This window comes from Segeticoccus rhizosphaerae (assembly GCF_009192725.1).
GTDB lineage: Bacteria > Actinomycetota > Actinomycetes > Actinomycetales > Dermatophilaceae > Segeticoccus > Segeticoccus rhizosphaerae.
The window spans coordinates 1-8053 of the sequence record NZ_VOHR01000178.1 but is presented as its reverse complement, the minus strand read 5'-3'; the positions used below and the strand labels follow the sequence as shown (position 1 = coordinate 8053).

Sequence of the window (8053 nt, the reverse complement as noted above, 5' to 3'; positions counted from 1 at the left end):
TGCGCGCGCTGCTGCGGCGCGGCACTCCGGCGCGGCCCGCGGTCCTCACCGCCGGCGACGTGCGACTCGACCCCGCCCTGCGCGAGGTGCGGGTCAACGACGAACCGGTCGCGCTCACGCCCCGCGAGTACTCCCTGCTCGAGTACCTCCTGCGCAACCCGGGCCGGGTCGTGAGCAAGACCGAGCTGCTCGACCACGGGTGGGAGGCCTCGGAGGACGTCGCACCGAACACCGTCGAGGTCTACGTCGGCTACCTGCGGCGCAAGCTGGGCAAGCAGGTCATCACCACGGTCCGCGGCGCCGGTTACGTGCTGGGACGGTGACCTCGACCGTGCGGCGGGGGGTCAGCCTGCGGTGGCGGCTCCTGCTGATCAGTGTGGCCTGCGTCGCGGTGGCGCTCGCCATCGGCAGCCTGGCGCTGTATGCCGTGCTCAACGTCGCGGGGCAGCGCGCCCTGGACGACCGGGCCTCGAACACCGCGAACGACGTCGCGGTGCTGGTGCGAGGTGGCAGCATCCCCGACCCCCTCCCCGTCTCCGGGGCACAGCTGGTGCAGGTGGTCGACGGGCAGGACCGGGTGCTCGGTGCGTCGGCGAGCGCCGACCGGCTCACGTCGCTGTTGCGTCCCGACGAGCTCGCGCAGGCCCGGAACGGGAGTCACCTTACGGTGCCGGGCCAGCGGGTCGGCAGCACCGGTCACCTGCGGGTCGTGGCGCTGCCCGTGACCGCGCCGTCGGACCGCACGCCCGACCAGTCGACCGTGATCGTCGCCGTGCAGGCGGCCGACTACGAGCGGGCACAGGCCGTGCTCGGTGGGACGCTGCTGCTGACCTACCCGGTGCTGCTGGCTGCGCTCGGGATCATCTCGTGGTGGGTCATCGGCCGGACGCTGCGGCCGGTCGAGGAGCTGCGGGCCGGGGCCGAGTCGATCAGCGGCGAGGGGCGGGACGAGCGTCTGCCGGTGGGCGCCTCCACCGACGAGATCGCAGCACTGGCAGTCACGCTCAACCGCATGCTCGACCGGCTCTCGGCCGCACGGGAACGCCAGCGTGACTTCGTCGCGGATGCGGCGCACGAGCTGCGCAGCCCGCTGGCCAGCATGCGGACCCAGCTCGAGGTCGCCCAGCACCTCGGTGAGGCCGGCGACCTGCCCGAGGACCTGCTCGCGGACGTGAGTCGGTTGTCCGGGCTCGTGGAGGACCTGCTGCTGCTCGCCCGCCTCGAACGTCCCACCGCAGCTCCTGCGCGCCTCTGGCCGGTGGACGTGCGAGAGCTGCTGGACGAGGTGGTCGGCCGTTATGCCGGTGCGCGGGTCCGGGTCGCGGTCTCCTGTCGGGAGGGGTTCGACGAACCGGCCGGTGACCGCGCCGGGCGTGCTCCCGGCACGGCCTGGCGCGGTGGCGAACCGCTGACCGTCACCGCCGACCCCGAGCACCTCCGACGGGTGCTCACCAACCTCGTGGACAACGCCGTGCGACATGCCGATTCGCAGGTGTCGCTGGCATGCGGTGCGGAGCCTGGGCGCGTGCTCCTCATCGTGTCGGACGACGGGCCGGGCATCCCGCCTGCACAGCGCGAACGGGTCTTCGAGCGGTTCGCCCGGCTCGACGATGCGCGCGATCGAGACGCCGGAGGTAGCGGGCTCGGTCTGGCCATCGTGCGGGAGCTCGTGGCGCGGCTCGGCGGCACCGTCACCCTGGCCGACGCCGGTTCCGCGGCCTCACCACGCGGGGACCACCCGGGCCTGCGCGTGGAGGTCCGGCTCCCCCGCACGCCCCACCCGGCCCCGCACGGCTGAGCCGTTGGCCTGCCACTGTTGGAGGACAAGGGTCCCAAGACGGCGCGGCACCCGCCCTCCTCCCGCAACAATTCGTTGGCCTGATATCGCCGCCCCGGGAAGGATCGCAGCATGGCCTCCGGAGCGGTGGCGTGGGCCGTGGCGTTCGTCGTCGTTGCCGGAGCGGTCTTCGTCTCCGGCGAGCGACACGCGATTACCGCCGAACGTCCTCTGCTGCAAGGTCCCTGACTGCGGCCCCGCCACCGTTCCGCACCACAAGTCCTCACACGGTGCGGGTGGGCGCGGCTCAGCCCTGGTCGGCGAAGCGGCGGATCACCATGCCCGAGGCAGGTTTCGGCGTGAACAAGGTGGACTTGCGCGGCATCCGCTCCCCCGCGCGAGCAACCTCGCCGAGGTCCTCGACGGGGGTGGGCCGCAACAGCACGGCGGTGCGGTCGCTGCGCGCCGCCTCCAGCGCGTCCTCGACGTCGTGGGCGTAGCCGACCGACTCCTCCGTGTCCGCCAGCCCCCACAGCCGCTCGACCAGAACCCGGTGGACGACCGTCACGTCGAGCCGGCCGAGCGCGGAGTCGGCCACGTCACCGAGTGTGTCCGACACGAGCTCCCGGTCGAGGTCGCAGACCACGACGGCCCGGTCGCCCTGCGCCAGCGCCACGGCGAAGCCGCCGGCCTCGGCCACCTGCCGCGCAGCCTCCTCGACCTGCACCGGTTCGCCGACCTTCGCGTGCGCCCGCACCGCCTCGACCGCCGCGTCGAAGCCGATCGCCACCACCCGGTGGATGGGGTGCACCTGCGGTCCGTATGCCGTGGTGTCCACCAGCAGCGTCAACCCCAGGTCCCACGGGCCAGGCTCGCCGTCGTGCTCGGCCTGCAGCTTGCGGTAGGTCGCGTAGCGGTGGTGCCCGTCGGCGATGACCGCCCGGCGGGCGGCCAGGTCGTCGGCGACGGCTGCGTGCGCCTTGGGGTCGGTGACCGCCCAGAGCCGGTGGATCGTGCCGTCGGGGGTCTCGGCCTCGGCGAGCGGGACCCGGTCGCCGACCGACGCGACCAGCTCGGAGGCCGCGCCACCCCCGTCGTAGACCAGGTAGATCGGCTCGAGGTTGGCCTCGGTCGCCTCCATCAGCGCGAGCCGGTCGGCCACCGGGCCGGCCATGGTGTTCTCGTGGGGAAGGATCACCCCGTCCTCGGGATCGTGCAGCTCCACCGCGCCGAGCAGACCCCGGGTGACCGCGTCGCCGGCGGTCATCTCGTAGACGTAGAGCGCCGGCTCGGCATCGACCGCCAGCACGCCGTCGTGGACCCACCCGTCCATCAGCGCTCGAGCCCCGGCGTAGGCGTCGCCGTCCGCGAGCTCACCCTCCGCCTCCGCCGGCAGGATCAGCCGCACGGCGCTGGTGTCGCTGGCTCCCACGAGGTCCTCCCGGTCTGCCTCCGAGATGACGTCGTAGGGAGGGGACAGCCGGTCACCGAGGTGGTCGGAGCCGGCATACCGGGTGGCGCGGAAGGGCAGCAGGGCGAGGCCGGTCTCTGGTGTCGTCACGGCCCCGATGGTACGTGGCGTCTCAGATGTCAGGAATCGACGACCTCACTCTGGACATCCCCGAGGGTGCGGGCGTAGAGATGTGGGGCGCCGGCCGCCGGACGTCGCCGCACCAGGGGGACCACCCGCACCTGAGCGGACCACCGCGTCCGGTCCGCAACCACCCGCCACCACCAGAGGAGCTTTTCGTGCCAGACCTCGCCGCCCACGACGACGCGATGCGGGGGCGGGTGATGCGCAAGGTCGCGTGGCGCCTCTCGCCGTTCCTCGGGCTGCTCTACTTCATCAACTACCTCGACCGGACCAACATCAGCTTCGCTGCGCCGCACGGCATGAACGAGGCCCTCGGCTTCAGCAAGGCTGCGTTCGGTCTGGCGTCCGGACTGTTCTTCATCGGCTACCTGATCCTGGAGGTCCCCAGCAACCTGGCGCTGCACAAGTTCGGCGCTCGGCGCTGGATCGCGAGGATCATGGTCAGCTGGGGCATCGTGGCGTCGGCGATGGCCTTCGTGCCCAACGCAGGCACGATGTATGCGCTGCGGTTCCTGCTCGGCATCGCCGAGGCGGGGTTCTTCCCCGGCATCATCCTCTACCTGACCTTCTGGTTCCCGAAACGTCAGCGCGCCAAGGCTGTTGCGCTGTTCATGGTCGCGGTGCCGCTGTCGTCGGTCATCGGGTCCCCGCTGTCCGCGTGGCTGATCTCGTCTGGACACCAGGTCCTGTGGGGTCTCGACGGCTGGCGCTTCATGTTCCTCGTCGAGGGTGTGCCGGCGATCCTCATCGGTGTCGTCTGCTGGTTCTACCTCACCGACCGTCCCAAGGACGCGAAGTGGCTCGCGCACGACGAACGCGCCTGGCTGCAGCACGAGATGGACACCGAGCACGAAGCGACCGCACGGCGCTACCACTACCCGATCAAGAAGGCGCTGCTCCAGCCACGCATCTGGGCGCTCGCCTTCGTCTACTTCGGCATCGTCTACGGCCTGTATGCCGTGGGCTTCTTCCTCCCGACGATCATCGCCGGGTTCAAGGAGACCTACCACACGGACTTCAGCGTCTTCCAGCAGGGCCTGATCGTCGCGATCCCCTACGCCTTCGGCTGCGTGGCGATGGTCCTGTGGTCGCGGCATGGTGACCGCACCCGCGAACGCGTCTGGCACGTCGCCATACCCGCCATCGTCGGGGGGATCGCGATCCCCATCGCGCTCTACCTGAGCTCGCCGTTCACCGCCATGATCGCGGTGACGATCTGCACCATGGGCATCTGTGCGGCGCTGCCGACGTTCTGGCCGCTGCCGACGATGTTCCTGTCCGGCGCCGCGGCAGCCGCGGGTATCGCGCTGATCAACTCGATCGGCAACACGGCCGGCTTCCTCGGCCCCTACATCACCGGCTGGCTCACCGACCTGACCGGCAGCGAGAAGCTGGGCCTGTGGGTGGTCGGGATCGTCATGGTGGTGGCCGGGTTCGTGGCAGTGGCACTGCGTGCGGCGCCCACTCCGGACGATGCAGAGGCCGTGGAGACCGACCTCGTCGGGCACGCCTGACGTCTGCACGGCTGCGGGCCGGCGCCGCTGAGGCCTCCGCTCGGTGAGGGCTGGTCCCGAGATCGGGTCAGGCACTTCGCCCAAGGCGGCAGCGCAGGTGCCGCGCCGGCGCTACCTTCGGATCAGGAGGCGCGCCATGGACGTCCGCGACATCGTCAGAGAACACTACGGCCGGGCCGAGCTGACCTCGAGCATCCTTCGCGCGCTGTCGGAGGCGGGGGTCACCGTCGATCCCCTCGCGACCGCCGACCTCGCGGCCGTCGACCAGTTGCACGCGGGTTTCCTCCCCGCGACGCAGCACCTGCTCGACGCGCTCGACCTCGACGCGAGGTCGCGTCTGCTGGACGTCGGCAGCGGCATCGGGGGCCCCGCCCGAGCGGCCGCCGTGACGTGTTCGTGCCAGGTCACGGGCGCGGACCTCACCCCGGAGTTCGTCAGCACCGCCACGGAGCTGACCAGGCTCGTGGGGCTGTCCGAGCTGGTGCGGTTCACGACCTCGACCGCGGACCACCTGCCCTTCCCGGACGGCTCCTTCGACCGCGCCATGATGATCCACGTGGGCATGAACGTGCCTGACAAGCGGGCGGTCTTCGCGGAGGTGAGGCGGGTGCTGGTGGACGGCGGCCGGTTCGCCCTCTACGACCAGATGCGGGTGGCCGACGGACCGCTCCCGTTTCCCATGCCGTGGGCCGACGCGGAGGACAGCTCCTTCGTGGAGTCGTCACAGGAGTATGCCGAGCACCTCACCGCTGCCGGGTTCGCCATCGACGACACGCAGGACCGCACCGCCCAGGCCTCCGGCCCTCCCCCAGCGGGCGACGGCCCACGGATCGGGCCGGAGGCCGTCTTCGGCGCCGCGTTCATGGCCCGCATCCACCACAACATCGAGGCCACCTCCGCCGGACTCCTTGCACCGGTGCTGATGGTCGCCCACGCCGTGTGACGGCGCCGCGGGGACAGCGTGGCGTCGCACGGCATACGCGCCTGACGTGCCTCGGCGGCATGGCACGGGGCACGTGCGGCAGTGGTGGCCACGCCCTGCAGCTCTCGGCGGGGAGCTCGTGGGTGACAATGCCGCCATGGTGGACAAGAGCGCGTGGATGCAGCAGGTGGAGGCCGACCCGAACCACTCGAAGTGGTATGTCGAGCGGTTCCGCGCCATGGCTGCCGCCGGTCAGGACCTGGACGGCGAGGCCCGGCTGGTGGACGCGATGGCGACGCGCGGTTCGCGGATCCTGGACGCGGGGTGCGGGCCGGGGCGGGTCGGGGGCGCACTCGCCCGGGCGGGTCACCACGTGGTGGGCGTCGACGTCGACGCCGTGCTGGTCGCTGCCGCGGAGGAGGACCACCCAGGGCCTCGCTGGATGGTGGGGGACCTGGCCGAGCTGGACCTGCCGTCGGCCGGTGTGGACGAGCCCTTCGACGTGATCGTGTCGGCAGGCAACGTCATGACGTTCCTCGCACCGAGCACCCGCGGCGCCGTGCTGGAGCGGATGCGAGCCCACCTGTGTGCCGACGGCCGGGCCGTCATCGGGTTCGGCGCAGGGCGCGGCTACGACTTCACTGAGTTCCTGGCCGACGCGGAGCGAGCCGGACTGGTCCCCGACCTCCTGCTCTCGAGCTGGGACCTGCGGCCGCTGGCCGACGACTCCAGCTTCCTCGTCGCGGTGCTCCGCCCGGCCTGAGCAGGCGGCGCGACCACAGGCATCACGAGCGGCGACGACGAGCGGCGAGGATGGAGCGGAGCGACCCGCCGCCGAGGAGCGCGACCACAGGCATCACGAGCGGGGCCGCCGGGTGCGTGGCATGGTGGGGCCATGGATCAGTGTGCCGAGCAGGTGGTGCTGGTCGACGACGCCGGGCAGCCGGTCGGCACCGCCGACAAGATCGGCGTGCACGGTGCAGACACACCGCGCCACCTCGCCTTCTCCTGTTACGGATTCGACGCGGACGGACGACTGCTCGTCACCCAGCGCGCCCTGGACAAGCGAACCTTTCCCGGATTCTGGACCAACACGTGCTGCGGGCACCCCGCGCCCGGCGAGGAGCTCGCGGAGGCGGTCAGGCGGCGGCTGGACCACGAGCTGGCGCTGGTCCCGACCGACCTGCGCCTCGTGCTGCCGGACTTCTCCTACACGGCCGAATACGCCGGGATCGTGGAGAACGAGCTGTGCCCGGTCTTCGTCTGCCGATTGGCGGGAGAGCCTCGTCCGCGCGCCGACGAGGTTGCGGCTCACCAGTGGTGGCCCTGGGACCGCTTCCTCGACGAGGCCGCCGACCCGGGCAGCGCCATCTCCCCCTGGGCCAGGTTGCAGGCCCCGCTGCTGCGCGACCTCGTACCCACGTCCGCTCGGGTCTGAGGGCGCCCGGTTCAGCCGATTGCGACGAGCAGCAGGGTCATGGCTGTCACGGTGGCCAGGAGGACGGAGGAGCCGAGCAGGACGGTCTTGACCACTTCGGGGGGTCGGACCCCGCCGCCGACGGCGCCGATGCCGATCAGCACGATCACCGGCGCCACGCTGTTGCCCACGTTGGCTCCGGCTGTCTGTGCGGCCAGGAGCACGGGTTGGGGCAGGTGCAGCAGGTCGGCCGACTGGGCCTGCAGCGCGGAGAACAGGGCGTTGGAGGAGGTGGTGGAGCCGGTCAGGAAGGACCCGAGGCCACCGATCAGGGCGGACAGACCGGGATAGGCCGAGCCGGTCGCGGAGACGACGCCCCGGGCGAGGACCGAGACCATCCCCGCCTCGATCAGCAGGGTGGTCACGCAGGCCAGTGACACGATGCTGACCGCGGAGGACTGCACCGAGTCGAACCACGCGCGAGCCAGTTCCCTGGCCGGCCGGCGATGCCACAGCCCGACCACGCGGTAGGTCAGGTAGCCCAGTCCGCAGGCCAGCAGCAGGTAGGTGCCGGGGTGGGACAGCAGCCGCAGCGGGGTGTAGTCGGCCACCGCGGGTGAGTGCCAGCCCACGGAGGTGGTCGTGCCGGGAAAGTCCAGAGCCAGCACCAGGTGGCGGTCCACCCAGTCCCGGGACGGGGGCACCAGCAGGACCGCGAGTGCCACCCCCAGCAGGTACAGGTACGGGGCGACCAGCCAGCCCGCCCGGCGCGGGGCCACCCCGGCCGGCTCGTGCGAACGGGTGGACGCCGTGGCGGGGGGCGGCCGCG

8 protein-coding genes are annotated in these 8053 nt (G+C 71.8%); 6 read left to right on the top strand and 2 right to left on the bottom strand.

The features are described from left to right. On the top strand, nt 1-323 hold a 323-nt coding region (locus FRW57_RS13870; protein WP_162529363.1), incomplete at its 5' end, for a winged helix-turn-helix domain-containing protein. Then, nucleotides 320-1798: a sensor histidine kinase gene (locus FRW57_RS13865; RefSeq protein ID WP_203230328.1), complete on the top strand. Its 1479-nt coding sequence runs from the start codon at nt 320-322 to the stop codon at nt 1796-1798. The genes FRW57_RS13870 and FRW57_RS13865, both read left to right, overlap by 4 nt. Before the next feature lie 286 nt (nt 1799-2084). Here FRW57_RS13865 and FRW57_RS13860 read toward each other — a convergent pair whose 3' ends face one another. Beyond that, a complete protein-coding gene (locus tag FRW57_RS13860) occupies nt 2085-3338 on the bottom strand; it encodes a DUF1015 family protein (protein ID WP_203230327.1) in 1254 nt (417 codons plus the stop codon). A gap of 188 nt (nt 3339-3526) precedes the next feature. On the opposite strand from FRW57_RS13860, the gene FRW57_RS13855 reads away from it, so the two are divergent. The 4 genes from FRW57_RS13855 to idi all read left to right on the top strand — a co-directional run bounded on the left by FRW57_RS13855 (nt 3527) and on the right by idi (nt 7245). Further along, entirely contained in the window at nt 3527-4885 is a 1359-nt protein-coding gene (locus tag FRW57_RS13855) for an MFS transporter (RefSeq protein WP_238999428.1), read from the top strand. A 136-nt stretch (nt 4886-5021) separates the two neighbouring features. Further along, nucleotides 5022-5828 carry a class I SAM-dependent methyltransferase gene (locus tag FRW57_RS13850; RefSeq protein ID WP_152186254.1) on the top strand — a complete coding sequence of 269 codons (807 nt, stop codon included), beginning with the start codon at nt 5022-5024 and terminating at the stop codon, nt 5826-5828. 136 nt (nt 5829-5964) lie between these two features. Continuing rightward, entirely contained in the window at nt 5965-6570 is a 606-nt protein-coding gene (locus tag FRW57_RS13845; RefSeq protein ID WP_152186253.1) for a class I SAM-dependent methyltransferase, read from the top strand. Between the two features lie 132 nt (nt 6571-6702). Beyond that, nucleotides 6703-7245: an isopentenyl-diphosphate Delta-isomerase gene (gene idi, locus FRW57_RS13840; RefSeq protein ID WP_152186252.1), complete on the top strand. Its 543-nt coding sequence runs from the start codon at nt 6703-6705 to the stop codon at nt 7243-7245. A gap of 11 nt (nt 7246-7256) precedes the next feature. Here idi and FRW57_RS13835 read toward each other — a convergent pair. Continuing rightward, nucleotides 7257-8053 (bottom strand): L-lactate permease (locus tag FRW57_RS13835; RefSeq protein ID WP_203230326.1); only part of this gene is annotated, 797 nt, incomplete at its 5' end.

Excerpts from the sequence above, each read along its gene's own strand:
- FRW57_RS13850 (WP_152186254.1), top strand. The coding sequence starts at position 5,022 with ATGGACGTCCGCGACATCGTCAGAGAACACTACGGCCGGGCCGAGCTG.
- FRW57_RS13845 (WP_152186253.1), top strand. The coding sequence starts at position 5,965 with ATGGTGGACAAGAGCGCGTGGATGCAGCAGGTGGAGGCCGACCCGAAC.
- idi (WP_152186252.1), top strand. The coding sequence starts at position 6,703 with ATGGATCAGTGTGCCGAGCAGGTGGTGCTGGTCGACGACGCCGGGCAG.